Annotated in this window: 24 protein-coding genes and 1 pseudogene; 12 read left to right on the top strand and 13 right to left on the bottom strand. The window is 49.5% G+C overall.

What is annotated here, in order from left to right; all coding sequences use genetic code 11:
• Positions 1 to 34: 34 nt before the first annotated feature.
• The 6 genes from AC5JO6_RS07640 to AC5JO6_RS07665 all read right to left on the bottom strand — a co-directional run bounded on the left by AC5JO6_RS07640 (position 35) and on the right by AC5JO6_RS07665 (position 4,394).
• A complete protein-coding gene (locus tag AC5JO6_RS07640; protein WP_496080460.1) occupies positions 35 to 997 on the bottom strand; it encodes an NAD-dependent epimerase/dehydratase family protein in 963 nt (320 codons plus the stop codon).
• 38 nt (positions 998 to 1,035) lie between these two features.
• Entirely contained in the window at positions 1,036 to 1,302 is a 267-nt protein-coding gene (locus tag AC5JO6_RS07645; RefSeq protein ID WP_496080461.1) for a hypothetical protein, read from the bottom strand.
• A gap of 79 nt (positions 1,303 to 1,381) precedes the next feature.
• A complete protein-coding gene (locus AC5JO6_RS07650; RefSeq protein ID WP_496080462.1) occupies positions 1,382 to 2,590 on the bottom strand; it encodes a hypothetical protein in 1,209 nt (402 codons plus the stop codon).
• 100 nt (positions 2,591 to 2,690) lie between these two features.
• Complete coding sequence (locus tag AC5JO6_RS07655) at positions 2,691 to 3,800, bottom strand: hypothetical protein (RefSeq protein WP_496080463.1); 1,110 nt, start codon at positions 3,798 to 3,800, stop codon at positions 2,691 to 2,693.
• Between the two features lie 131 nt (positions 3,801 to 3,931).
• On the bottom strand, positions 3,932 to 4,114 hold the full coding sequence (locus AC5JO6_RS07660) for a hypothetical protein (protein WP_496080464.1): 183 nt from the start codon (positions 4,112 to 4,114) through the stop codon (positions 3,932 to 3,934).
• A gap of 4 nt (positions 4,115 to 4,118) precedes the next feature.
• Complete coding sequence (locus AC5JO6_RS07665; protein ID WP_496080465.1) at positions 4,119 to 4,394, bottom strand: NfeD family protein; 276 nt, start codon at positions 4,392 to 4,394, stop codon at positions 4,119 to 4,121.
• Between the two features lie 176 nt (positions 4,395 to 4,570).
• Here AC5JO6_RS07665 and AC5JO6_RS07670 point away from each other — a divergent pair, with 176 nt between their 5' ends.
• Positions 4,571 to 4,795 (top strand): hypothetical protein, encoded by a 225-nt coding sequence (locus AC5JO6_RS07670; protein ID WP_496080466.1) that lies wholly within the window; start codon positions 4,571 to 4,573, stop codon positions 4,793 to 4,795.
• 70 nt (positions 4,796 to 4,865) lie between these two features.
• On the opposite strand, the gene AC5JO6_RS07675 is transcribed toward AC5JO6_RS07670, so the two are convergent.
• Both AC5JO6_RS07675 and AC5JO6_RS07680 read right to left on the bottom strand, forming a co-directional pair.
• Positions 4,866 to 5,675: a hypothetical protein gene (locus AC5JO6_RS07675; RefSeq protein WP_496080467.1), complete on the bottom strand. Its 810-nt coding sequence runs from the start codon at positions 5,673 to 5,675 to the stop codon at positions 4,866 to 4,868.
• A gap of 62 nt (positions 5,676 to 5,737) precedes the next feature.
• The gene (locus AC5JO6_RS07680; RefSeq protein ID WP_496080468.1) at positions 5,738 to 6,277 is read right to left on the bottom strand and encodes a hypothetical protein; all 540 of its coding nucleotides are present in this window, start codon (positions 6,275 to 6,277) and stop codon (positions 5,738 to 5,740) included.
• A 173-nt stretch (positions 6,278 to 6,450) separates the two neighbouring features.
• On the opposite strand from AC5JO6_RS07680, the gene AC5JO6_RS07685 reads away from it, so the two are divergent.
• Both AC5JO6_RS07685 and AC5JO6_RS07690 read left to right on the top strand, forming a co-directional pair.
• Complete coding sequence (locus AC5JO6_RS07685) at positions 6,451 to 7,821, top strand: helix-turn-helix domain-containing protein (RefSeq protein WP_496080469.1); 1,371 nt, start codon at positions 6,451 to 6,453, stop codon at positions 7,819 to 7,821.
• 273 nt (positions 7,822 to 8,094) lie between these two features.
• Complete coding sequence (locus tag AC5JO6_RS07690) at positions 8,095 to 9,369, top strand: Sll1247 family protein (protein ID WP_496080470.1); 1,275 nt, start codon at positions 8,095 to 8,097, stop codon at positions 9,367 to 9,369.
• Between the two features lie 104 nt (positions 9,370 to 9,473).
• Here the strand turns inward: AC5JO6_RS07690 and AC5JO6_RS07695 are convergent, their stop codons facing one another.
• Complete coding sequence (locus tag AC5JO6_RS07695; protein WP_496080471.1) at positions 9,474 to 10,751, bottom strand: aminotransferase class I/II-fold pyridoxal phosphate-dependent enzyme; 1,278 nt, start codon at positions 10,749 to 10,751, stop codon at positions 9,474 to 9,476.
• Positions 10,752 to 10,971: 220 nt separating this feature from the next.
• A complete protein-coding gene (locus tag AC5JO6_RS07700) occupies positions 10,972 to 12,135 on the bottom strand; it encodes an aromatic ring-hydroxylating dioxygenase subunit alpha (RefSeq protein ID WP_496080472.1) in 1,164 nt (387 codons plus the stop codon).
• A 389-nt stretch (positions 12,136 to 12,524) separates the two neighbouring features.
• Here AC5JO6_RS07700 and AC5JO6_RS07705 point away from each other — a divergent pair, with 389 nt between their 5' ends.
• The 7 genes and pseudogenes from AC5JO6_RS07705 to AC5JO6_RS07735 all read left to right on the top strand — a co-directional run bounded on the left by AC5JO6_RS07705 (position 12,525) and on the right by AC5JO6_RS07735 (position 19,020).
• Positions 12,525 to 13,028: a sterol desaturase family protein gene (locus tag AC5JO6_RS07705; protein WP_496080473.1), complete on the top strand. Its 504-nt coding sequence runs from the start codon at positions 12,525 to 12,527 to the stop codon at positions 13,026 to 13,028.
• A 98-nt stretch (positions 13,029 to 13,126) separates the two neighbouring features.
• Positions 13,127 to 13,450 (top strand): Mpo1-like protein, encoded by a 324-nt coding sequence (locus AC5JO6_RS07710; protein WP_496080474.1) that lies wholly within the window; start codon positions 13,127 to 13,129, stop codon positions 13,448 to 13,450.
• Between the two features lie 368 nt (positions 13,451 to 13,818).
• Positions 13,819 to 15,225, top strand: a complete 1,407-nt coding sequence (locus AC5JO6_RS07715; RefSeq protein WP_496080475.1) for an amidohydrolase family protein — start codon at positions 13,819 to 13,821, stop codon at positions 15,223 to 15,225.
• 280 nt (positions 15,226 to 15,505) lie between these two features.
• Positions 15,506 to 16,756: an FtsX-like permease family protein gene (locus AC5JO6_RS07720; protein ID WP_496080525.1), complete on the top strand. Its 1,251-nt coding sequence runs from the start codon at positions 15,506 to 15,508 to the stop codon at positions 16,754 to 16,756.
• Between the two features lie 246 nt (positions 16,757 to 17,002).
• The gene (locus AC5JO6_RS07725) at positions 17,003 to 17,764 is read left to right on the top strand and encodes an ABC transporter ATP-binding protein (RefSeq protein WP_496080476.1); all 762 of its coding nucleotides are present in this window, start codon (positions 17,003 to 17,005) and stop codon (positions 17,762 to 17,764) included.
• A 68-nt stretch (positions 17,765 to 17,832) separates the two neighbouring features.
• A pseudogene (locus AC5JO6_RS07730) lies at positions 17,833 to 18,642 on the top strand (N-acetylmannosamine-6-phosphate 2-epimerase); the annotation flags it as partial.
• A gap of 66 nt (positions 18,643 to 18,708) precedes the next feature.
• On the top strand, positions 18,709 to 19,020 hold the full coding sequence (locus tag AC5JO6_RS07735) for a GNAT family N-acetyltransferase (RefSeq protein ID WP_496080526.1): 312 nt from the start codon (positions 18,709 to 18,711) through the stop codon (positions 19,018 to 19,020).
• Here AC5JO6_RS07735 and AC5JO6_RS07740 read toward each other — a convergent pair.
• Positions 19,017 to 20,150: a hypothetical protein gene (locus tag AC5JO6_RS07740; protein WP_496080477.1), complete on the bottom strand. Its 1,134-nt coding sequence runs from the start codon at positions 20,148 to 20,150 to the stop codon at positions 19,017 to 19,019. The genes AC5JO6_RS07735 and AC5JO6_RS07740 overlap by 4 nt on opposite strands.
• Before the next feature lie 179 nt (positions 20,151 to 20,329).
• On the opposite strand from AC5JO6_RS07740, the gene AC5JO6_RS07745 reads away from it, so the two are divergent.
• A complete protein-coding gene (locus AC5JO6_RS07745) occupies positions 20,330 to 21,529 on the top strand; it encodes a metallophosphoesterase family protein (protein ID WP_496080478.1) in 1,200 nt (399 codons plus the stop codon).
• A 159-nt stretch (positions 21,530 to 21,688) separates the two neighbouring features.
• A complete protein-coding gene (locus AC5JO6_RS07750) occupies positions 21,689 to 22,159 on the top strand; it encodes a rhodanese-like domain-containing protein (protein ID WP_496080479.1) in 471 nt (156 codons plus the stop codon).
• Between the two features lie 23 nt (positions 22,160 to 22,182).
• Here the strand turns inward: AC5JO6_RS07750 and AC5JO6_RS07755 are convergent, their stop codons facing one another.
• A complete protein-coding gene (locus AC5JO6_RS07755) occupies positions 22,183 to 22,968 on the bottom strand; it encodes a 3'-5' exonuclease (RefSeq protein ID WP_496080480.1) in 786 nt (261 codons plus the stop codon).
• Between the two features lie 129 nt (positions 22,969 to 23,097).
• Positions 23,098 to 24,540 carry a DEAD/DEAH box helicase gene (locus tag AC5JO6_RS07760; protein WP_496080481.1) on the bottom strand — a complete coding sequence of 481 codons (1,443 nt, stop codon included), beginning with the start codon at positions 24,538 to 24,540 and terminating at the stop codon, positions 23,098 to 23,100.
• Positions 24,541 to 24,546 lie beyond the last annotated feature (6 nt).

Consider the following 24,546-nt stretch of genomic DNA (forward strand, 5'->3'; position numbering starts at 1 on the left):
CTACTCAAATCTCAAACTTCGTTCTTGCTATTCCTTATTCTTTCCCTCTCACCAATGCCCGAATCGTTTCTTCAACCGATCGCGGCTCCCAACCTAACTCTCGTCGGGCTTTGCTGCCATCTACACGGACACAGCGATCGTAGACGTAATGGACGCGCTCTCGGCTTAAGGGCGGTTGCCAGGAGAAAAGACGACCGATCGGATCGAGTAGATTGCCCACCAGTCGCACGATCGCTTCCGGGGTCTCGGCTGGAGCAGGAACGCCAGACTCTTTACTTAACAGCGCAAACATTTCGCGGGTCGTCATATCACCAGCCGAGATGATGTAGCGTTCTCCTCGCTGACCCTTTGCAGCAGCTAAAAGCATTGCTGCTGCCAGATCGTCTACATGCACGATGCCAGTCACGCGATCGCCGCCTGCCCAAAGTTTCAAGCCACCGTTGAGAAACTGTTTCATTACGGGACCAAAATGCGGGTCATCGGCACCAAAAATGCCAGATGGTAAGACGCTGACGACATGAAAACCTTCCGCAGCCGCCCGATCGACCAGTTGTTGCGCCTCGTACTTGGTGCGATCGTATGCCGACGAAAAATCTTCTTGCGTGCGTTCAAAGGTTTCGTCAATGACTTGTCCTTGTGTATCGCCAAAAATGCCGATCGTGCTGCAATACACCATCTTGGAAACGCCTGCTGCCTGAGCTGCCGCCAGCACTGCACGAGTGCCTTCCACATTGACTCGCTCCATCTCTGCTGCATCGACAATACCCAGTTCGACATAAGCAGCCACATGAAAAACTATGTCCACACCCGTCAGAGCTGTTTTCAAAACATCAACATCGCACAAATCCCCATAGACCAACTCCACATTGCATCCATTCAGTCGTGAAAGATTGCTGGATTTCCGCACTAATCCCACAATAGAATCGCCACGCTGCTCCAACGCTTGAATCAAATGCGATGCCGAAAATCCATTTGCCCCAGTCACGAATGCTTTCATGTGGTTAAGATCGGTGAATTGAATGAACAATGCTTCTCTTAAGTGCCATTATTCCGATTTTGTAAAACGTCGAGAATGCGGCAATTTTCGGTTTGCAGTCCTCTGAATTCTGACTGCATTTCTGAGATGTCGCGTTGTGAAGCCGCGATCGCCTGAAGCGTTTCGATTTTCACATTTGCCAATCGATCAATTGCCTGCATTGTCGTTGCTAATTGCTGCGTATTTTCGTTGGCGCGATCGACTAATTGTTCCAGGATAGCTTCAATGCGATCGAGTCGAGTTGGTAAATCATTCGACTGAGTCATAGCGCTCATCGTTATTCTATTTACAATACTCCATCCCAAAGCCCATTTATAGCCGCTTAGAGGATCATTAGCAAGTTTCTTAGCTCAAGCTTTTCTCGTAAATGCGGTAGGTTTTGTAAATCGTGCCGCCAGAAGCTTCGATAAGTTTACGAGAGGGAAAATTGTCTTCGTAAACATGCCCTAGTTCAGCCCGCTTATAAGGTTTTCCCTTCTTAATGCCGCCCTGCAAACCCAAATAAATTAGTCCTAGAGGCACCATTTTACGGCGATATTCTGGGAGAGAACATATAACGATTACTCTTCCTTGATCAATTTGACGGCGATACCAAAGAAACTTGAGGATACCAAGCCAATCAAGCTTACCGTTGACATGCTTGAGCGCAATGTTGTAGTCTGGCAGACCCATCCAAAAGCCAATCATTTCACCGTTGTATTCAGCAACAGGAAAAACATCTGGGTCAACTAAGCTTTGCAGATCACGCGCTTCTTCTAAAAATTCTGCTTCTGTATGAGGTGTTGCGCTCCAATTATTGGCGAACAGGGTACTGAAAAGGCGATGAAGACTAGCGCAATCTTGCCTAAATCCCTCTCCTTTTGTTCTAAGCGGACGAAAGGTTACACCTGATTTCAGCGCAATTCTATAACCCTTCTCAAATTCAGGTGAGAGCGGTTTGTTTAACGGAAAATTGTAAGCGTAAGAATCTTTCGCTTTTTGCCAGCCGTCTTGCTCCACAAACTGCGGGTAGTAAGGCGGATTGTAAGGAGTCATAATCATGGGTGGTGTGTCGAAACCGTCAACCAGGAAGGCGCATCTATTATTGGTGAATAGGTCGATCGGTCCTCGCACAGTCGTCATGCCCTGCGATCGCAACCAATCACATGCTGCATCCAGCAACGCTTTTGCTACCGTAAAATCGGGCACACATTCAAAGTAGCCAAATAGCCCTACCTTCTGCCCTTCGCGATCGATGAGGCGATCGTTCACTGCCGCAACAATCCGTCCTAGAAGTGAGGGGTGAGGAGAGAGGGGTGAGGGGTTGCCTTGCTGCCTTCTGCCTTCTGCCTCCTCACCCCTCACTGCAATAAACTGTTGCAACCGCCCATACTGAAAAAATGGATTCGTTGATGCAAGCTGTTTGGCAATGCTGCTACGTAAAGGCGGCACCCAGTTTGGATCATTAGCATAGACAACCGCTGGAACATCGAGAAACCATTCCTGTTCAGCCGCTGTGGTCACAGGAATGATCTGAACGACGATCGCAGCCGGATTGCCTGACGACGATGACAAGTTTACATTACCAGAGGGATTCATCGATTATTGTCTGCTCTCTACGCTCAATTTAATGGTCATGCAGCCTTTTATCGAGCACTATACAGTTTTTCGTTCATTAATGCCTGCGAAGTTTGGACGATCGTAGACCAGAGGGAAAGTTGCTCAGGGAATCGAGAATATCCGCTGGATTAGGGCATTCGCTAAGCAAGCCAACAGTGACATCCTGACAGATTTCGCGTCTTCTCCTGTCTGCTTCTTCGTCAGCGATGAGTTGGTTTGCTTCTTCAATCAGCCGATTTCTTTTCTCAAGCCAGGGAGGTGCGATCGGCAACCGTCTTGCTTCATGAATGGCATTCTCTGGTTCGCCCTGTTCAATCAATTGCTTGGCTTTTTGCACACGTGACCATAACTCGGCTCTTTGCATCATGGCTGTTTTCTGAGCTTGCCAACGAGGATCATTGGTCATTTGTCCAGCTTCTTGTGCGGCAGTGATGCCATCCTCTTGCTCTAACGCTTGCTGCGCCATTTGCAAATGCTCTTGGTTGTTACTCTCATCGATCTGCTGCTGTTCTTCCCATTGCTGAAGCAACTGCTGGGCGTTTGGGAACGCGTCGCTAGTCGCAGGAACGGCTCTAGCATAGTCAAGCGCCACGGCTAGTTTGTTCACGGCATAGAGTCGTTGAGCCGATTGCAGTAGCTGATCAGACCATTGGTTGATCGATTGTCGAGCCGTGCCATACGAAGGGCTATCGAGTTGAATGTTATTGGCTGAGGCGATCGCGTCTTTGAATTTGCCGATCGCTGCGAATCGTCCAGCACGGTCAAGGTGCATTTTCGCCGGAGCGTCTGCTAGAGGGTCTTGTACGCCTGGCTTGACATCAGCATTGAGAACTGTTGGTTCGCTTTGACCGAATTTCTGCTGCTTCGGCTCTAATCTTTGTCGCTGATTCAATGGTTGTCGGGACTCCAATTGGGCAATCACGAAATTGCTCGTCACGTAAGTCACTACTGAAATTGCCGTCATGCCAACCACGATCGCGATCGTACCGAATAGCATCTGAGGAATGCGGTTAGAGCGCGATGATTCTGTTACCTGACTTGACACATTTGGATAGGAGGTTGATGCCTCTGGCGATGGCAACTTAGGAGTAGACGGTATTGCTACATTGCCATGAGAGAGCGAGTTAAAAAACACTATTTTTTGCGGACAGTTGACTGTTTGCATAGGATGGTAGTAGCAGTAGTGATTAATGGACGCGCGTAACCGTTGCTCCAGGATGGAGCATTCATATTGCAACTAATGTCGCAGTTTTAGCTTTGAAGATTACTTGGTTTGCAAGCCTTAGCTTCTTGCTTTTATGTGTCTTTCTTTTTCTCTTCTTTCTTCTTCTCTTCTCGCTTCTTCCTGTTTTCAGCGAGATATTTTGTGACAGCTTCACCGATTTCTTCTTCTGGGGTTTTCGGCAGCTTAATCTGAGAGAGAAAATCTACAATGATCAGGAAGACTAAACTTGTAAAGATTGCAACAGCAAACGCCATTGTGTTAGTCTCCTTGTACAGGCTTTGAGAACATAGGTTCGACATACAGCGTAATGGTTTGGCGACCAATCACATGTACAATCATTCCAGGAATAAGCGTGATTCCTTGAAGGCAGCGGGCTGTCCACCAGGAACCTTGAAATTTAATTTGTCCCGTTTGTCCAGGTGCGATCGTGCGAGTTACCACAGCATCACCTTCGCGCTTAGCGTGGCAAGCAACACATAGACCGCGCTTGGGCGTATTGTGCTCTGTAACCTCTATTTGAGAAGACGATCTCATTCGGAGAGAATTACTCATACTCATATTGAGCATATTAGGCACTCCTAGATGCAGTAGTTGGTTGTTGAGTTAATTCAGATGATTTCAATCGAGAAGGCTTGTGATAGATTTAGACTAAGCTTTGTGCTTATTCAATCGTCAGTTGATCAATCACCTTTTAGCTATGGAGCATTTAAATGGCTGATCCACAAGAACCTCTGAAGCCTCTCTTAGGTCTTTATGAGGAATTAGAAGGAATACTGGCTTCACTTGAAAGTAGACTGAGTCGTGATGATCTAAAAAATGTTCCAGAGATCCAGAAAGCTTTGGGGGATCTGAAAACTATTCAGAAGCGAGCGGAGGAAGCTAAGCGAAATTACAAGAAAATCAATCCTCAGCTTCCTCCTCGCAATAAGAACTAGTCTTACTTGATTCACGGCAGCGAAATGCTCTTGATTCTTGAGATGTTGTCTTACTAAATGAAATAGACTGCTAGGGTTGAGGAAAGATCTTTTGAATCAAGTAGTCAATCAGATGGCTGACATAGTCTGAGTAGCCAGGAGTTCCTACTTCTTCCATTCGATCTTTAAAGACCGTTAGTGCAGTTGTGTAAAGACTAGCTCCATCGGTCATACCACTTTTCACAGATGAGGTATACCTATCAGTTTCTACTTCGTAAAGATTGTAGTCTTTGATGCAGTATTGGAGCCAATGAATACATTCTTTAAGGTCTTCGGTGAAACAGGGTAAGTGTTTTTCGCTAAGACTGTGACTTGATTTGACCTTTTCAATAGCATCACTTATTAAGGAAGCCTGGTTGTTTTCTTCACTTAAAAAGCTTGCAACTTTTTGGCTAGGTCTCATAAGAGCAACATATCTCTCGTGAAAGCCTAGTAATCCTCGACGAACTTCCTCTAAGATCTTGTCGCGCGTATCGGCTGAAATGCTCGACGACTCTATCGTCTCCAGTACTTTTTCAATTTCCCGCTCAAATTTCGCATAGGATCCAATAATTTCTGACTCAGCCTCTCGCTTTGATTCTTCCTTAATTTTTTCTGAAGCCTCCCTCACAGCGTCTTCGATATCCTGTGAAACCATTCTTTGGGTTCCTGATAAAGCGCCAATTATGGTAGCTGACGAAGCAACCGTTGCCCAAAGCACCCTTTCTACGTCTGAAAGCTCTTTCTTAAGAAGAAAGCTTGGTATAGATCCTGCTGTAAAACCCAAACCAAAAGTAGCAATGCTGAAAAGTGTGACGAAAGGCTTGGAAAATCTTAGCTTTGGAGAAGTTTCCTGAAGCATATATTCATCCTTGAGAAAGTGTTCTAGACAGAATTGTTGACTGAAGAAGTGATGGAAATGATTTAGCGAGAAGAGACAATTTGCTTGTAGAACGGTTTGCGGGCATTGAGGCATTGTTTGAGTTCTTCGGTGAGTGCCCTGGAGCCTTCCATGCGATAGGCTGATGCACGCATGAGTGCAGTTCGCCTGTCTGATAGCGCTCCAAACAGCAAGGTCTTCTCGTCTTGTTGAAGCAGGGCAATCCTGCCAACGCCATAAACTGAGTAGAGTTTCGGGTTTTCGCGGACTGGAAAAATGGAAGCAACAACCGCTTTGTTGGGATGCGACGATCCCATGTAACACATACGATCGCTCCCTTGCCGCATAATGGTGATATAGCGGGAACCACCGCCCCAGTAAGTGCCTGGTTGCAATGGTTTGGCAACGGCTGATTCTGCCAGACAAAGCATGGTAAGCGTTGCGACCACACGTAGCATGAGGGGCGATCGCGCCAATCGTGGTTTTAATGTTTCTGGCTTTACAGTCCGATCGATGGCTGTGTTAATACCAGGGTTGAGTTGACTTGACGCAGCAGTGTGGAAAAGATTAGCTAGTTTCGACATCAACGTTCTCCTGAATTGCCTTGAATCCAGAATGACAAAAGACTAAGGGGTTGCCAATTCAGGCAACTCAAGACTTTTTCACGAAAGAAAATACCTGAAATTGGGTAAAGTTCAGGATAGTTCAGGATAGTTCAGCCTTACACTAGAGCACAGGCATCTACTTTAGGTTTGGCATGAACGCTGACGAAGCACTCAAGTTTGTTGAGCAGCTACTTTTAGAACGGGAAAAACGGCTCAATGATCTCCAAAGAGTCATGTTCAGGGGAGCATGGGAGGGCAAAAGTTCTAAGAAGATCTACCAGGAATGTTCGAGTCGCTGTACGTATCAGCACTTGATTCAAAACGTTGGACCAGAACTATGGCGACTCCTTTCGGACGTTGTGGGCGATCGAGTCAGCAAACGGAATCTGCAAGGACCGATCGAGCGAATGAGAGAACGGCGATCGCACCTGGAACCCAACGGCAGAGCTGTACTTTCTGAGCAATCGCCAGCCGAACCAGGCTTGCGGGCTGAACCAGAACCCAATCCATTCTGGGATGAGCGTAAACCGCAACGAGAAGATTGGGGCGATATTCCAGCAGTGTCGTCAGTGTTTGGGCGCATTAAAGAACTTCAGCAGCTAGAAGAGCGTGTCAGGATCAATGGTTGCCGCTTACTTGTTTTGTTTGGGTCACCTGGCATTGGTAAAACAACGCTGGCAGCAAAATTGGTGCATGAGGTGAGAGACCAATTTGATTACTTTATTTGGCGATCGTTAGAGCGCTCACCCTCTCTACAAGCGCTGACTGCTGAACTTTGCCACTTTCTCTCTGATGGCGAAGATAGCAGCACGGATCTAGCCCGTTTGCTTTATTACCTGCGAAACCGCCCCTGCTTGATTGTTTTGGATGGCTTGGAATCAGTGCTAAGAGGGGGGGTGCACAATGGGTCTTATCGGGACGGCTATGAAAACTATGGCGAACTGCTGAAGGCGATTGGTCAAACTGGGCACCAGAGTTGCTTTGTGTTCACCAGTGCGGAAAAACCGAAAGACGTTGCCAATATGGAAGGTAGTCAGCGTGTCTTTGCCTTAAAGCTGGATGGGTTAGGAGAACTGGCGGCACGAGAATTTTTGACGGCTAAAGGGGCTTTCTCCTGTGCCGATAGCGATTGGCGTTTGATTATTCAGCGCTACGAAGGCAATCCGTCGGCTTTAAATGCGATCGCAACCAATGTCCGTGAAGTGTTTGATGGCGATGTCAAACACTTTTTGGAACAGTTGCAGCAAGGATCGGCATTGTTTGAAGACATTCGATCGCTGCTCGATCGTCAATTTAATCGTTTGTCAGATTTAGAGCGCGACATTGTAGAGTGTTTGGTCACTCGTCATGAACCGCTGACAATTACCGAAATCCTCCAATTCGTAACGCACCCGATCTCTACTGTAGAAGTTCAGGAGGTTTTGCAATCACTGTTCCGTCGATCGCTGATTGAAGGGAGCGCCGCTGGCTATTCTCTACAAACACTGATGACCGAATATGTGATGCATCGAGGACTGAAGTAACTGCTGGCGATCGTTGCAGTTTCATGCTTTTGGCGGATGTAATACAGAGCATTGCGCCTTGAAGACAGTGGTCAGTTGATCAAGTGTCCTGATTATCGTTCCTGGTAGAATAGACTTACCGTACAATCACAGACATTCCAGCAATCGTTCGGTTTTCCCCACCTGGCTGTCAGGTTCCTGTCAGCGTCAGGTATACATCTTTGTTGCTCAAGCGCTTGCGATCGGTTCGTTTGAAACTCTACATACGGGTGCTCCCTAAGGAAGGCTTTTCTAATGTCAGGCTACTCCTACCAAAATTTCCAAAGCGATAAAGAACTTCTCTATACCCATTTACTCAGACTGCGAAAAGTAGAACACCCCCATCAATTGCTCGATCGTCTTCACTACTTGTTTATTGAAGGCAAAGATTACCCTGAGCCTGAAATTTTGGTTTCGCTCAACCGTATCGTGCTTTCAAAATGGGCAGGGCAAGAATTCAATCTCATTCTTAACCGCTGTTGCTACATTTTAATGAATTACTGGTGGTCATACATCGGGCGTGAAGAAACTGCCTTTGAGCTAGTAGAGCTATTTCGAGCAGCGCCATCAACATCTGCTAGTTTTGAAGCAACGCAGCGCTTACGCGAATTAGTGAAGCTCTTCAATCACAGCGAGCAGTACACAGCGTTGAAGCATCGAGTTGCAGCCGCAGAAGAAACCCCTCCCGTTGAAGACGACAAAAGTCAACCCATTAAAAGCTTAGTGCCTCGCTATCCTTACCTTTACCCTCATTGTCTAATGAGCTGGGATAGTAGCGATTTAGGGCATCAAGTAATGAGCCAACTGCAAGCGAAGAAAGAGCAACAATTTGATCACGACTTACATCGATACACGATGCAATTGTTGCGTCGATCGCAGTCTACTCATCAGAACACAGCACCTGCTATCACCAATCCTACTCTGCTGAGTAACCAGCAGTTAGAAACGTCGATTCGTAAATTTGCCGGGAAGGCAGAAGGACCGAAGACGTATCAGGAACTGGCTCAGCAATTTGTTGGTTCCAGTCGTCAGGCATCGTCATACCGAGCGGTAAAACGACAGATGTATGATTATTTGACGGCTTCGATCGACCATTCTAATTGTCCAGATTATGGTAAACACCATTTCAACCGTTGGTTAGCCGATCAATTAGACGCAACGCTACCGCAAAACGATACGCTCAGACCGCACAGTGGCTTGCTCGTGCAAACCTGTGGACAGTTGATCGATTGCTTAATTGCGAACCCGAAGCAGCAGCCAAACAATCACGGCGTTTTCGTTGACCTAACAACTAACTTAGGTGCAACGTTTACGATCGGTCTACTGCTAAAAATCATGCTGCTTTGCCGAGAAGCAAAGGATGCCATGAAGTCGTATTTAGCCAAACGCTTTGCGATCGTGCTCAAGCATTACGAGACGAAAGTTAGAGGCGAGACACAATGGTTGGTTGAATGTCTAGAGAATCTGATGGTTGCTTTTAGCATTCACTTTGGGCAGGCTAACTTTTCTTGGGTCAACCTTATGAGTTAATCGGTTGCTAGTTGTTAGTTTTTAGCCGATAGATTAGCTTATGTCTGCTCAGCAGTACGTCCTTCTCGCTCTAGCAACTAACAACCAACAACTTCCAACCTTTCTCAAGCGCTAATCGTTGGTTCATAGACTAAATCGCGCACTTTCACCATTGTTGCAACCAGACGATCCATTTCCTCTTTGGTATGGAGCGCGTTAACCGTGACACGGATGCGTGGCTTAGCGATGAACCAAATCGGCGAAACCCAAATGCCGTACGCCATCAGTTCTCTAGCGTACATCTTGGGGTTAATTTCGGCTGGCAAAATCACAGGAACGACATTGGTTTCACCGATCGCCATAAAGTCGTTCGCTGCAAGGCGCGATCGCAAGTAGCGATTGTTTTCCTGAAGCTGCTTTACGCGCTCCGGTTCGCGCCGAACGATACGAATGCTCTCCAGCGCAGCAGCGGTCGTCGGTGGTGGTAGAGAAATGGTACCGATCGACGTTGGCGACACATCTAACAAGGGCTTGAGTTCTGCTACATGGCTACTGATAGCGGCTCCGGCTGACGCAGCAAACTTAGAAAACGTTGTCATAATCAGCGGTACAACGCCCCGTTCAATTGCCTGCTGTGGTCGCAGCCCGAAGTGCTCGTAAATACCTCGACCAGTCGGACCGATCGAGCCGCTAGCGTGTGCCTCATCCATCACGAGCACACTACCTTCGTAGTGGCTCATGACATCAAGCATTCCTGGTAAGGGAGCAATGTCACCATCCATTGAGAAGACCGCATCAGAAATAACCATAATGCGATCATCTGGGCGAGCATAGCGCTGTAGCCTGCGAGCAAGATCTTCCGTATCGCAATGACGATAAGCACGGACACGGACTCGCGGATTGTGACCAAAGAGTTTGCCAGAGCGCGTGCCCGAGTGTGCCAGAGCTGACACAATGCAACCATGATTGAGCACATCGGTCAAAATCAGCGTTTCGCGAGAGTGCTGAAAATTGGGCACCGGAATCGCCAGGTGGCAAAAGGCATCAATCAGTGCCTGCATTGCCATCCACGCATTTAAGAAGAGCTGTGTGTGTGGCAGGTCTTTAAATGCCGAAATTTCTTGCTCTAACTGTCGGTGCAAATCAATGCGACCACTCAGCGCCGAGACCGAGCTATTGGACGTGCCGTATTGCAAAATCGCGTCGATCGCTGCCTGTTTTACAGCCTCTTCCTGGTTTAATCCCAGCACATCATTGGTACAGAAAGTAAGAACCGTTCGGCGTTTGCCAGTCGCTTCCTCTTCAATCTCGACGACATTGCCTTGCTTCTTATGACAAATGTAGATGTCGGGATCTAGCCCGCTTTCGTACCAACGCTGGATGTACTCCTTGACAACTTGCACAGTAAACTCCTCTCACCTTTTGTAGATAGCCGAATCGCCTCTCGCTCAACAGTATATTTGCCTAGCAAGTTATTGGCTATCCAGCCCGACAGAATTTTGCACTTCTGTCGGTTTGAACCGTATCAACTAATTTCATAGAGCAGTGTGATGCCAACTCACTTCGATCGCAGACACGATAACAGCCATTTGTGCGCCCTAAAATGCGTACGTTCATCCATGTTTATGTAGAGTCAGCACGGTCAGGCAGCCACCGCTCGTGAGGCAGAGAGGCTTGACTTTCTACAGAGCGATAGACGGCTAGATTCGGCGCTTTGTGCCCATTCATTTGAGTTGGACTAGAACTCTGCTTAAAACGTTCATACTGTCGTATAATCAGCCGCTGGACAGCAATGATAGCAGGATTAATCTCAACGCAACGGCGCGTTGGTTCTGCAAGATATTGGCGTTGTTCGCTTTCCATCATTTCAATGTCTTGTGCCAAAAAACGCATCAAAACAAAGCGCTCTAATAGTCGCTGAAGCAGCGGCTCAATCAGTTTGAGTAAGCGTTGCGGTAGGCGAACTTTAAAGAAAAAGAGCGCAAATGAACGGCTCTCAACGGGGCTTACGGGGAGCCGCATCAGGTACAGTGCTGAAACCCCTCGCAAGCTACTCTGATAGTGGGGATAGCGATACTGCACCGCGATCGGTAAGGTCGTTGCCTGGTCGGCTCGCTCACTCAACCCCAAAAATTTTGCCATCCGTCCTTTGTAAGATACCTGATATTCAGCACAGACTGCATCCTCCGTTTCTTGCAGGCTGAGTAGAAGGGGATCGAACCAGCCTTGCAAATTCTCGTGTAGAAACCCGTGAAACACATCCATTGAGTTCTCATTGCAGATAGAGAAGTGCGCCTTGAAATGACCTGTAACGGGAACTTTAAGCCAGCCCCCTTGCGAATCTTCTGGCATCAGCGGCAGTTGACGATCGGCTGCGATCGCTGGATCGCCTGGAAAGACCCAAAGCAAACCATATTTTTCCTGAACGGGGTAGCTTCGTGCCTGAGCACAAGGCAGCTTTTGACTCGGTGGCAGGTACGGAACATGGACACATTGACCGCTTGGCTCAAATTCCCAACCGTGATACCGACAGGCTAAGTGCTGCCCATGCACTTTGCCTCGATGTAGCTCTACGCCCTTGTGCGGACAGGCATCAGCGAGTGCGTGTGGAGTGCCCGCAGTATCCCGGTAGAGCGCGATCGCTTGCTGCCAAACAGTTACCTTCGTTACCTGACCAGGTTGTAGTTGCTTAGCCCAACCAACTGCGTACCAGTGATTTGGGTTAATTCCAACTTCCCGTATACCTGCCCGAACGGTCTGACTGGTTAAGGTTGTAGCCAGTTCCATTCTTCTCTCCTCCCGCTAGGTCGCCTCGCCACTGTAACGTTCGTCAAACTGCTTCGTCTCAATACAGCCATAGTCCTATTGATTAGGATGGAGTGCAGGGGGAAACCGCCTAAGGGAACCGTCCCTACATCCCTTGATTCCAGTATCCTAAGCGTCATAGCGACCGCTATACGTTGATGGGCTAATAGCCATATTGCGGTTGCATACTAAAATCTCAACGATCTAAAATCTCAAGAATAGTAAACATGGGGAAGATGATAGCACTTAATTTTTGTTTACAAAAGTTTGCTAATTGAGCTGGGCTGGAGAACCAGGTGGCATCCCATCAGCTAGCAAAATCTTAAAATATCCGGTACGCTTCAGTCTAAGGTAAGAGTGAGAAAGTGCAAATGCCCGATCTAACAAAAATGGCTATAGGAGTGACCTGTTTTCTGTTCGCTTTTGTACTTGCCAGTTTGGTGGAATATTGGGTGCATCGCTTGATGCATGTGTCACAGCGACTAGGCGAACGTCACCGTGATCATCACCGTCGTAACGAAGGACAGGGCGTTGTATGGGAATTTCTTGACTATGTGAAGGGCACGTTTGTCATCATGTTGTTGCTGTTTTTTTACTCGCTAGAAGCAGGGCTTGGCTGGTGCTTCGGCGGTCTTGCATTCGCTGCCTTTTCGTCTTATGCCCATCAGTTACAGCATGAAAACCCAACCAGGTGCTTCTGGATGAAGATGCCCGTCCACTACGTACATCACAAGTACGGTATGTGGCACCACAACTTTGGGTTGGCAGTGGACTGGTGGGATCACATTTTTGGCACCTACAAGCCCGTAGATTGGCTGACGGATGAGGAGCTGAGCCGACCCATCCGGGGGTATGCTGAGTTGCGCTGGTGGTAGTGCCCAATTCCAAAGACTTTTGATCGCTCCCGCACGCTCAGGATTTGTCTGTGGTATCGTTCCATAACCCGACTACAAACTACCTCGGAGGAGGCGCTTTGAGCTACTTCCAAGATGCAAAGGCACATTTTATTGCAAGCCATCAGAACCCGATCAATCAAGCGCTGCACCATCTCACCAATCTTTTGGCGATCGCAGCGATCGTTTTTCTGTTCTTTGACTGGCGCGTGACGCTGGTCTGCTTAGTGCTAACCCAAGTCTTTGCACTGGGTGGACATGCCGTCTTTGAAAAAAACGAACCAGCGTTCGTCAAGTATCCCGGTATCACGATCCTGGTAGCGATGTCGTGGTCATTTGAGCGCTGGTTTGGTCTCCGTCAAGTGCTGAATTCCTTCAGCCGCACAGCGCATCCTGAAAATTAAGCTAGGACGATCCTGTCCCAGACTCACCTCCAAAGAGCTAAAGCATTAGGCTTGAAGACTGTGTGAGGATGTTGCCCTCAAAGAGGGTTCCACTCCCATAGCCTCTCCTCGTTCACTGCGTCGATCGCTTGCAAAGCTAAGTTGACTGAGGCTCTCTCTGCTCCAGAAATTCTCCATGTCTTTTTGCTGAGCCGGAGAAGGGATCGATCCATGCGCCTGTCTTCTACTACAAGAGTGCAGTGTCATGGTTCGTGCAGAGTTCGATCATCAAGGCAGGCAATCTAAACGGGTGCTTTGGTGCAAGCGATACACTCTCAAAGTGCGTCACACCCTCTAATTGTTTCTTACCCCCACGAAAGGAGAACTGCATGTACGAAGGTTTACTGGTCGTTGATGCCGATGCTCACAAGCTAGAGAATCCTCTAGTTTTACGAGACTACATTGAACCAGAGTACCGCGATCGCATTGGCTTGGTTGTCGATAGCCTGGGCGACCAACGGGCAAAAGTGATTGATGTGAATCCCGCAACAGGTAAAGCCGACTACCTCCGCATGTTCCCTCAGCCGCAGGGGCTGGGCAAAGGCGGCTTCCGTAATCTCCACCCTGACACCACTCTGGGTGCGATGTTTAACAAGGTGCGGATTCAGCACATGGATCAGGAGGGGGTTGATGTCCAGGTGATCTACGGCACCTTAAACCTGATTTTCTCCAGCCTGTTAGACAAAGACTTGGCGATCGCCCTCTGCAAGGCATACAACAGCTACATCGCTGACGATTGCCGGGGCTATGATCACCGCCTTAAGCCGATCGGTGTCCTGCCACTTCAGGATGTTGATGCCGCTGTCGCCGAAATGCACCGCTGCGTCAATGAACTGGGACTCATTGCGGTGGCAGTTGCACCTAACATGCCGATTCCTCATCCCAAAGCGCCAGATGCCTTCCCCGAAATCCGTACCTGCAAAGCCATCAGTCACCCTGATTTCCGACCCATTCTGCAAGCAGCCGTTGATCTTGACATAGCGTTAGGGATTCATGGCGGTCCTGGTTCTTACATGATGGGCGGCATTTCTGACCACATGGAAACCTTTGTGTTGAACCACATTTTTGTGCAGCGCAACCAGCAGCAGCACGCGATGACCCGCATGGTGTTTGATGGTGCGTTTGAACAGTTTCCGACGCTGCGGGTTGGCTTTCTGGAAGGCGGCTGTGGCTGGGTACCTGACCTTGCCCACGCCATGCACGAACATTGGGAAAAGCGGATTCGCGACTTTGATCCCAAGCATCCCTACCGTCCGTCACTCATGGACTTCACGAAACTGATGATTCAGGAACGCGGCACACACAACAATACCAACATCATCAGCCAGGCGAAAAGCATCTTTGACCTGATGTGGACGAAGGAAAACGACCCCACCAAAATTGATGATGCTAGCCTCTACGAACACTACGATCTGCGCCACCGTGATCCAATGGATTACTTCAAGCGTGGGCAAATCTTTACGTCCTTTGAATCAGATGACCCTGGTCCGTCTTACCTGCCGATCGGTCTAGGTGAAGCGGGCAAGCATCTCACCTGTTTCTCCGGTGACTACGGTCACTGGGACGGCGTTCTAAAGGACTGCGTGAAGGATGCGGCAACAGGCGCAGAATACGATCGCGACTACCTCGAATTACTACTGGGTGGTAACGCGCTGGCTCTATACGGCGATCGTCTTCGCCAAACGCTTCCAGCTTATGTCGCCGCTAAACCCAGTTTGAGCGGGTCTACCCACTAGCGATCGACCTGCGGTTTGAGGTTTGAGTTAGTTGCTTAACTGAAGCCTCAAACCGCTTGAAGGACTCATATGTATAACTCATATGTATTAAGATTAGAAGCTCTTGATGCCAGATTGCTCGGCACGGGAAACAGTATTGCCTAAGCTGCGTTCTCAGATATAGCTGTCGCCACAACGCTTAGGACATTGGAAGCAAAGGGGGTGTGGGGCGTTGCCTCCAGCCAGGGGTTCTACCCCTGTACCCCGTCCTAACCAGTATGGCTGTGGCTATACATCAAATATGGCATCCATTGCCCGCAAGAATTTATTTGAGGATATACCCCGCTTCTTGGTTGCTCAGGCGGGGATTATGTTTGCAGTCAGTCTGGTCACCATTCAGATTGGGATTCTGAATGGCTTTACGCGATCGACGGGTTTGCTCATTGACCAGTCCAGCGCTGACCTTTGGGTTGCTTCTGAAGATATGGTGCATTTGGAAGTCACATCTCCCCTACCGTTGGAGCAGATGGTCAAAGCGCGGGATGTCGAAGGTGTAGAGCGTGCCGAAGCATTGATGATTCGAGCCGCACTCTGGCGCTCCCCTGATCGTCGCATTGCGCCTGTTCGTCTCTATGGCTTTGATCCCAAAGGACAATTGTTCGCAAATTGGAAACTGGCTCAAGGCGAACTAAACGCCTTGAATACCCCGTATACCATGATGGTTGATAAGGCTCAGTTGTCAGCCATTGATTTGAAGCAGGTCGGCGATTCTGGCTCGATCGGTGCCCTTCCGGCAAAATTAGTTGGTTTGGTCGAAAACACTCAATCGATGGCATCCAGTGCGGCTGTCTTCACATCGCTTGAAACGGCAAATGCCTTCTCAACGTCTGGTCTCAGTTCAACGGCAAATATTCGCATTCAAAACGGGGAGGTTCAGGTTCTCAACAATGTCGATGCGGCTCCCGCGCGATCGTCCACTGGTACTCCGCCACCGCCACCCCGCAAGCTCTCTTTGTCCGACTCCATCACCTTTATTCTGATACAGGCAAAGCCTGGTCAGGATCTGCCAACCCTACGCAAGCGCTTAGAGTCAGCTCTCCCTGGTACTCGTGCTTTAACGAGGGCTGAAATGGCACAACAAACCCGTGATTACTGGGAAAAGCGGACTGGAGTCGGCTTTATTTTAGGCTTAGGTGCAACGGTCGGTTTCGTCGTGGGCATGGTGGTGGTCAGTCAAATTCTTTACTCCTCGGTTGCAGATCACATTAAGGAGTACGGCACACTCAAAGCAATGGGTGCATCTGACTGGATCATTTATCGCGTGATTACGGAGCAGGCGCTGTGGATGGCTGTCTTGGGTTACCTACCAAGTATGGTGCTCTGCATTGGCTTAGGTACGTGGACTATGGCAGCGAAGGGTATCATGATTTTGATTAGTCCGATGACGGCTGCTGGTGTCTTTTTGATCACAGTCGTTATGTGCGTTGGATCAGCAATGTTCGCGATTCAAAAAGTGACAAAGGTTGATCCCGCTATTGTGTTTAAGGCATAGCCGTTCCTCAAACTCTGCCGAAAGGAGCGATGCGAATAGGTCTATTGATTCGTTACACTATACAGAGCGTTACGCTATGTAAATTAATCGTTTCAACCGCATTAAGTAGGCTAGCGTGGCTTGACTTTTTAAGGAAAAAGGGTCTGGCTGGGTGAAGCTAATCTAACCACTACGACTTATGCTCGGTTTTTCCGACCTTTTTATGCTTTACCGTTGCTATCTGATCGATTCATCGACTCTAAACGAATGACTGCTTCTCAAGTTAATTTTGCTAGTTTTACTCAGGTTCGCGATCGAGCTGCGTCTCCCTCAGTGGTTGTGGAACGGTATAAGGAGCAGGCTATTGAAGCGACGGGTGTTGAAATGGTATACCACTCTGGTTCGCAAGTTTACCAGGTACTACGTGGAGTGGACTTAGCAATTCAACAAGGCGATATTCAGCTCTTAATGGGACCGTCCGGTTCTGGTAAAACGACGCTGCTGTCGATTTTGGCTGGTATTCTCACCCCGACTGCGGGCAGTGTCAAACTGCTTGGTCAAGAAATTACGAAAATGTCGAGAGAACAACTCGCCCATTTCCGGTTAGAAAACATTGGCTTCATCTTTCAGGGCTTTAATTTGTTTCCAGCTCTAACGGCTTCCGAGAACGTGGAGGTGGCGTTAAAAGTCAAGGGTATTCGTGGTGCCTCTAATCGTCGTCGAATGGCGCAGGAACTGCTCTCACAGGTAAGACTAGACGATCGCAGCAACCATTTGCCACGAGATTTGTCGGGAGGTCAAAAGCAGCGAGTGGCGATCGCCCGTGCGTTAGCAGGCGACCCGCAAATCATCATGGCAGATGAGCCAACGGCTGCACTTGACTCTCATAGTGGGCACGCTGTCATCGAACTCTTACGTCAGCTTGCTAAACAGAGCGCTCGCACGGTCTTAATTGTGACTCACGATCCACGCTTAATTGATGTTGCCGATCGGGTCGCCATACTAGAAGATGGCATTTTGCAGGACTGACTGGCAGTTTGCGGTTGCTAGTTGTTAGTAAGGCTTCAGACGCTGACGATCAACTTTTACACTGTTTTATGTCAGCATTCGTCAACTTAGTGCAGAATCTCCAGCACGGCTTGATTGTGTCGTGTCAGGCTCCGAGCGATTCGCCGATACACAATCCTGTTGTCATTGCGAGCCTTGCCCAAGCAGCCGTCAATCAGGGAGCGGTTGGTGTGAGGCTGGATACACCAAATCACGTAGAGGCAGTACGCCACCAAACCACAGCGCCGATTATTGGGCTATGGAAGCAGCAAATTCCAGGGTTTGAGGTTTACATTACCCCGCAATTTCACCATGCACAGGCGATCGCACAAGCAGGTGCAGACATCATCGCGATCGATGCCACTCTCCGCGCTCGTCCTGGTGGTGAAACGCTAGAGTCACTGATTGCCCGCATTCATACGGAATTGGGCAAACCTGTGATGGCAGATGTGGATACCTTAGAGGCAGCGATCGTGGCTGCCAGGGCTGGCGCTGATCTAATTGGCACCACGCTCTATGGCTATACCACTGCAACAAGCCATCAGAGTCCGCCTGGGTTTGATCTCCTCGCTCAGATGATCAACGCGATCAATGTACCGATCATTTGCGAGGGTGGCATTACGTCACCGCAGATGGCACGACAGGCGCTTGATCTAGGCGCTTATGCAGTAGTAGTTGGTACTGCTATTACTGGAGTCGATCTTCAGGTCAGAGCATACAGCGCAGCACTTCAAACTACCGTTTGCACAGGTAAGACGTTAGCAGAGAGCAAGCACGCTGGCTCGCTACACCATCGTTTTGCGCTGTTTGAGACAGAGAACCAGTCTTACCGCAATTACATCAATGCAAAGCTGGATATATTTAGCGAAGGGTGTTCTGAAGTCGAAGCATTTTTTACAGCCGCCGCACGTCAAACGAAAAAACCGCTGGAAATTCTGCTGCTGGATGAGCAACAAACAATTTTGGGTGGACTTATAGGCTCAACGTCTTGCTGGAACTGGCTTTTAATTGATTTGCTGTGGGTACACGAAGCGTATCGCTACCAGGGTTACGGAAGACAGCTCATGAAATTCGCAGAGCAAGAAGCAAGCAATAGAGGCTGCACGGTTGCCAGATTAGGTACGTTCAGCTTTCAGGCAAGGGGATTTTATGAGAAGTTGGGTTATCAGGTCGTAGCGCAATGGAATGACTATCCACCTGGGCAGGTTCAGTATTGGCTCAAAAAAGCGCTGCCTTAAACGGCTTCTGACAGTGCGTTTGAGCGTTTCAAGATAATCATCTCGGAACCAACGACAGGACTACGAGCAAGCAATTTGCCGGATGCATCGACCATTTCAAGCTTGATGAAGTCCAGCGTTTCAGTACGCCGCAAAATTTCGCCTGCTAAGTTGTCTTGCTGCGATCGGCTCAAGTCATACCACCCATCACTGATATTGACAATCAAGCGGCTACCACGGAAGTTCGCCTGCACAGATTGAACCAAACCGCTGGCATATTGGTTGCTAATGGCTGAGACCTGGTTCTGAATTCGGGCAATTAATGCCTGTTCTGGAGTCAATCTGAGAGGTGGAGGAGAAATGACTGGTTTGCTTGGAGCGGGGCTAATTTCCACGGACTTAGGCACGTCTGGTGCTTTGACAAGGGGTGGAATTGGCGTTGGTGCAGGTATCGGCGAGGGAATAACCGTCTCGGCTGGAGGTGTTTTAGCGATCGTGGTCGGCTGTGGCTTCGCAGGCAGCAGTGACGATGCCGTCCACAAGAAGAGAATGAGGATACCTCCGATCGCTCCAGTTAACGCTTGATCCGAAAACTTGCGGTTGATTGCGGCGGGCAGGCGATCGCGAATTTGCCTGAGAAGCGGTCTCCACGATCGCCAGACCTGCTGCCAGAATGCACGGTACTTCTCCCCCAGCGCGTCAGTCGAAAAGGTCGGTGCCCGTTTATTAGTAAGCGCTTGCGAAGACGAGGGCAAAGCATTCTCAGAAGCCTTACTTGACGCTGGTGCTCTTTTTCTAGCCTGTTTGGGTACAGGTTCAGCTTCCAGGCGCTCAACTGTTTTTTCTAAGAGTTGGATAGTGCTCCGTAACGCTTTAATGCTCTGATTTTTAAGCGGCGGCTGTGCAGCTACAAACGCTTCGCCCACAAGTCTCAGTAGTGTTTGCGGTAGAATTTCATCGTTTTCTGAGGAAGATCTGCGTGTAGGGGTCGATCGCTGGCTGACCATTTCTGGATTTGACGATTCCGCTGCCGTTGAGGGTTGCTCTGCTTCTACGCTTGCCTCTGTTGTAGCAGCTTGTGAAGTTTCTACTGCGGCTTCTAGTGACGGTTCAGAGCTGTTTTCTGTTGATGGAGGCTGATCCTGCGACATAAAATTTCTCTCCCAGGCAGCACAAACAGGCTTAAACGCGGTAGATTCTTACGGGTGCTACCTTAGCAGAGATCATCTTAGCAGTTAGCGGTCAGCTTTCAGCTTTCAGCTTTCAGCGGTTAGCGATCAGTGATCAGATTTCTGTAAGCTTTCATCCTTTAGCCCTCATCCCTTTGTCTATGAGTCTCAGCCGTCGTCAGTTTTTAGTCTTGAGTGGAGCGATCGGTGGGGTTGGCGTGGCGACTCTGGCGCATAAAGTGTTGACGAGCGGTGCTGCTAATCGCCCTCCGTCTCTTCCATCGACAAGTGCGCCCTCGCCTACAGTTGCAGCAACCGGGCAATCAGTGGCAACCACAACAGTGGCAACCACAAACCGTGCGATCGCGCCCAAAGGTTTGTTTGCTCCCGTGCGTGGGGATGCCCGTATTGTCGTCATTAGCGACTTGAACAGTGCCTATGGCTCAACAGACTACGAGGCAGAAGTACACAAGGCGATCGCGCTCATTCCCGACTGGAAGCCGGATGTAGTGCTCGGTGGTGGCGATATGGTCGCTGGTCAGTCGCCGTCACTCGGTCGTGATCAAATTCAAGCAATGTGGGATGGTTTTGAGCGGCACGTTGGCGCACCGCTGCGGCAAACAGGATTACCCTTTGGGTTTACGATCGGGAATCACGATGCTTCAGGAGCGCTGTCTGTTGGGGGTAAGTTTCTGTTTAACGACGATCGTGAACTCACGGCGGCGTACTGGAATGCGCCTGGTCATAACCCGAATCTCCAGTTTGTCGATCGTGCAGGCTTTCCCTTCTATTACACCTTTCAGCACAAAGATATTTTCTATTTGGTCTGGGATGCATCGACTTCTCGCATTCCACCAGAACAGATCGCCTGGGCAGACAAGAGTCTGGCAAGTCCGGCGGCACAATCTGCCAAAATGCGCTTTGCGATCGGGCATCTGCCTCTTTATGCGGTTGCTGTTGGACGTGATGAATTGGGAGAAATTATTGCTGGCGCTGACAAGCTACAGGCGATGCTGGAGAAACATGGCGTGCATACCTACATCAGCGGGCATGACCATGCGTATTACCCTGCTCACAGCGGCAAGCTAGAGCTGCTTCATACCAGCGCCTTAGGTGCGGGTCCACGCCCGTTGCTTAACAGTCGACTGGCACCATTCAAAACGCTCACGGTGATTGATGTTGATTGGGATGCTGCGTCTACTCGCTACACCACCTACAACATGACAACGCTGCAAGTGGTTGATCACAAAACCTTGCCTCGGCTGATTGTAGGACCGACGGGCAGAGTACTGCGGTTAGATGTGCAGGAAAGTGACCTCACGGCGGCAGAGCGATCGCTGACCTTTACGCCAAGTAGCTAAAACAACAGATTCAAACGCTCAGCCAGTGGGCATAGAACGACAGCTTTATGGACGTTTCTACTCCACGATCGTTTGTCAGGTTAGCTCTTTCTATAGGATGAGTTAATGACACGTGGCTTATCACTACACTCGACAGTGTTGTTGTAGGTCAAATTGGTTATGGAAAACATTCAGAATACGATCGAAAATGCAAAAGAGGCGCTGCCGAATCTAACCCCTACACCACCAGGCTTAAAAGCTGAATCGTCTGCTCACGATCTGAAGTCGCGTTTAGAGTGGGGCGAACCGGCGCTGACCATACTAGATGTGCGCGATCGTGATGCCTTCAATCGAGGTCACATTATGGGTGCTATGCCGATGCCTTTAGAGCGGCTAGTCGATGGTGCCCAATCGGTTGACCAGGTGCGTGACATCTATGTTTATGGTGCTACCGACGACGAAACCAATCAGGCAGCAACCAAACTGAAGGAAGCAGGTTTTCTCAATGTGGCGAAGTTAAAAGGTGGCATGGAAGCGTGGAAGGCGATCGATGGTGCAACCGAAGGTCCTGAGGAAATCACTCCTCCTGGTTCCGACGCTTACAACGTGGTTTCTCGCCTTGCTCACCATCAGCAAGTTCAAGAGAAGTAAGGCTCATTTGCGTCAAGTCCCCCTTACAGCCACGAAAGCTGCGTTGGTTCAGCAGATTCCAGGAAGGTACGCTCAACGCTTCCACGCTGATACATCGGCGTTTTGTAGCGACCAACGAAACGGGGGAGTACGCCTGCTTTTTCAAGGCGCGATCGTGCCTGCTTGCCTGAGCAACCCAGAATGGTAGCGGCATCACCTAAAGGCAACCACTGCTTGGCAAAGCGAGGCAGTAACGTCTCATCTGTCTCGTTTTGCACCTCCGTGAGTAACCGTTCTGCCAGGAGCCAGCAAGCGATCGTATCCGCTTCGGCACGATGCGAATGACCCACCGGAAACTGAAAATGCCTGACCAAATCAGGCAAGCTACGGGAGGGCAAATCGGGCAACATCAGGCGAGCCAAAATTACAGTGCAGAGCTGTTCGTTGGGCGATCGCGCAAACGCTATCTCTAGCTGAGCAAGCTCTGCACACAAAAACGCATAGTCAAACGCAAAGTTGTGAGCCGTCAGTACGCCTGTGTTTAGCAATGGTAAATACAGGTGCCAAACATCTTTCGCTAGCGGCGCTTGCTCCACCATCGCCTGATCAATGCCTGTAAACCGTGTAATCATCTCTGGTACAGGCACTTGTGGATTCACTAAATGCGTCTGCTGCTGCCGAATACCCTCGCTCAAAGTCGCCTGTAAAACGGATACTTCAATGACGCGGCAGCCTCCAGAGGCACGATGCCCAGTTGTCTCCACGTCCACAACGGTCAACAGTTGCTGACTGACTCGACGATAAAAAGCAAGAAGGTCGGTTGAGAGCACTGTAAAGACTGTTTAGAGACAAGAACTACAAACTAGGGTGGGCACTGCCCACCCTAGTACAATTCACAAGCTTATTCTAAGACCATTGTCTCAGTGATAACCGTCATCGCATCGCATCAAGAACTGGCATTAACGATCAAGCGACGGCGAGACTTGGTTTTCAGCATTGCCAGCGCCTCTGCCGCGTTTGACGGGCTTAGGCTTGGGCGAACCGCTACCACCATGAGAGCCGCCCCCATGAGATGGCTCCTCAACGTGATCTTGATTGGAACGCATCCAGGTAGGACGAGTCTGGTCGTATGCCATTTGCAGTGCGGCGGCTGCGATCGCGTGTGGCTCATACTCTTCCGACAGTTGTGCCACGATCGGTAAGAAGGATGCCATCCGTTCGCCCACCAGCGCTTCTCGAATTTGACCCTGAAGCTTTTCGAGCTGACGACCTTCAATCTGAGCGCGAGTAGGAATAGAGACAATTTCCAACCGTTGACGCATGTGGAATTCGATATCGCGCAGCTTGCGGCGATCGAGCGAATGTACCAAAGAAATTGCCGTACCTTCTTTACCAGCCCGTCCAGTCCGACCAATACGGTGGACGTAGTTTTCGACGCTATCGGGTAAATCGTAGTTGATCACGTGCGTCAGATCATCAACGTGAATGCCACGAGCCGCAATGTCTGTCGCTACAACCCAGCGCACTTGGCGTTGACGGAACCGTAGCAAAAGACGTTCTCGCTGCGACTGGCTAAGATCGCCATGATATTCATCGACGCTATGACCAGCCGCTTGCAGTTGACTGGTTAGTTCTGCCGCCGCTTTGCGGGTACGGACAAAGATCAGCGCGGCTTCAGGATCTTCCAGTTCCAGGATCGGCTGAAGGGCACGTGCCTTTGTCCAGCCGCGAGGGATCATGTAGGCAACTTGATTGATACGGGTCGGTGCAGTTTTCGGCTGCTCGATCGTGACCGTGATGGGCGATCGCAGGAACTTTGTCACCAACTTCCTCACCGATGGCTCCATCGTGGCAGAGAAGAAAGCCGTTTGGCGCTCGATCGGTGCCTGACTAAGAATTTTCTCTACATCTTGAATAAAGCCCATGTTGAGCATTTCATCGGCTTCGTCAAGCACCATCCAGGTCAACTGGTTTAACCGTAGGTCACCGCGACTAAGAAGATCGAGCACGCGTCCGGGTGTGCCCACAACGATTTGAGCACCGCGCTCAAGGCGAGAAATCTGTTGATCGATCGCCTGACCACCGTAAATGGTGACAACTTTTAGACGGCGATCGTCGATAAAGCCACGAATTGCCTGACCCACTTGCATCGCCAATTCTCGCGTCGGTGTGAGGATAAGCGCCTGCACAGCGGGCAGTTTGACATCAATGCGGTCTAGAATGGGCAACGCAAAAGCGGCTGTTTTACCAGTGCCCGTCTGTGCCTGCCCCACAACATCGCGTCCGCAGAGGAGGTGGGGGATCGCTTGCGCTTGAATCGCAGTAGGGACTGTAAAGTCCATTGTTTCGAGGTGCCGAATACGAGCTTCGGAAAGACCAAGACTATTAAACGAAAGGGTCATTGAATC

Source organism: Tildeniella sp. (assembly GCF_059505325.1).